This is a genomic window from Pseudomonas sp. BP01 (assembly GCF_022760795.1).
Lineage (GTDB): Bacteria > Pseudomonadota > Gammaproteobacteria > Pseudomonadales > Pseudomonadaceae > Aquipseudomonas > Aquipseudomonas putida_Q.
This window is the reverse complement of sequence record NZ_JAFBKA010000063.1, coordinates 1-1,779: the sequence shown is the minus strand read 5'-3', so window position 1 is coordinate 1,779 and position 1,779 is coordinate 1. Positions and strand designations below refer to the sequence as shown.

1 protein-coding gene is annotated in these 1,779 nt (G+C 61.6%); it reads left to right on the top strand.

The features are described 5' to 3' along the window. A partial coding sequence (locus tag JOY50_RS28465) for an immunoglobulin-like domain-containing protein (RefSeq protein ID WP_405046022.1) occupies positions 1 to 1,779 on the top strand: 1,779 nt, incomplete at both ends.

Genomic DNA, 1,779 nt, shown 5'->3' with positions numbered 1-1,779 from the left:
CAAGCGTCACCGAAGGTGGCGTGATCACCTACACCGTGACCCTGAGCAACCCTGCCCAGACGCCGGTGACTGTGACCTTGTCCAATGGGCAGGTAATCACCATCGAGGCCGGCAAGACCCAGGGCAGTGTCGACTTCCAGACGCCGGCGAACGACGTCTACAACAACGGTTCGACTGTCAGCGTCACCATCGAAAACGCCACTGGCGGTAACTTCGAGCAGCTGACCCCGAACCCGACTCCGGCCCAGACCACGATCAACGATTCGGTCGACACCACCACTGCGACTTTGACTGCTTCGCCAAGCGTCACCGAAGGTGGCGTGATCACCTACACCGTGACCCTGAGCAACCCTGCCCAGACGCCGGTGACTGTGACCTTGTCCAATGGGCAGGTAATCACCATCGAGGCCGGCAAGACCCAGGGCAGCATTGACTTCCAGACCCCGGCGAACGACGTCTACAACAACGGCTCGACCGTCAGCGTCACCATCGAAAACGCCACGGGCGGTAACTTCGAGCAGCTGACCCCGAATCCGACTCCGGCTCAGACCACGATCAATGACTCGGTCGATAACACCACGGCGACCCTGACGGCGAGCCCGTCGGTGACCGAAGGCGGCGTAATCACCTACACCGTGACCCTGAGCAACCCTGCCCAGACTCCGGTGACCGTGACCCTGTCCAACGGCCAGACCATCACCGTCGAGGCCGGCAAAACCCAGGGCAGCGTTGACTTCCAGACCCCGGCGAACGACGTCTACAACAACGGTTCCACCGTCAGCGCCACCATCGAAAACGCCACGGGCGGTAACTTCGAGCAGCTGACCCCGAACCCGACTCCGGCTCAGACCACGATCAATGACTCGGTCGATAACACCACTGCGACCCTGACCGCTTCGCCAAGCGTCACAGAAGGTGGTGTCATCACCTACACCGTGACCCTGAGCAACCCTGCCCAGACTCCGGTGACCGTGACCCTGTCCAACGGCCAGACCATCACCGTTGAGGCCGGCAAAACCCAGGGCAGCGTTGACTTCCAGACCCCGGCGAACGACGTCTACAACAACGGTTCCACCGTCAGCGTCACCATCGAAAACGCCACCGGCGGCAACTTCGAGCAGCTGACCCCGAATCCGACTCCAGCGCAGACCACGATCAATGACTCGGTCGACACTACCACCGCGACCCTGACGGCTTCGCCAAGCGTCACTGAAGGCGGCGTGATCACCTACACCGTGACCCTGAGCAACCCTGCCCAGACTCCGGTGACCGTGACCCTGTCCAACGGCCAGACCATCACCGTTGAGGCCGGCAAAACCCAGGGCAGTGTCGACTTCCAGACCCCGGCGAATGACGTCTACAACAACGGTTCGACTGTCAGCGTCACCATCGAAAACGCCACTGGCGGTAACTTCGAGCAGCTGACCCCGAACCCGACTCCGGCCCAGACCACGATCAACGATTCGGTCGACACCACCACTGCGACTTTGACTGCTTCGCCAAGCGTCACCGAAGGTGGCGTGATCACCTACACCGTGACCCTGAGCAACCCTGCCCAGACGCCGGTGACTGTGACCTTGTCCAATGGGCAGGTAATCACCATCGAGGCCGGCAAGACCCAGGGCAGTGTCGACTTCCAGACGCCGGCGAACGACGTCTACAACAACGGTTCGACTGTCAGCGTCACCATCGAAAACGCCACTGGCGGTAACTTCGAGCAGCTGACCCCGAACCCGACTCCGGCCCAGACCACGATCAACGATTCGGTCGACACCACCA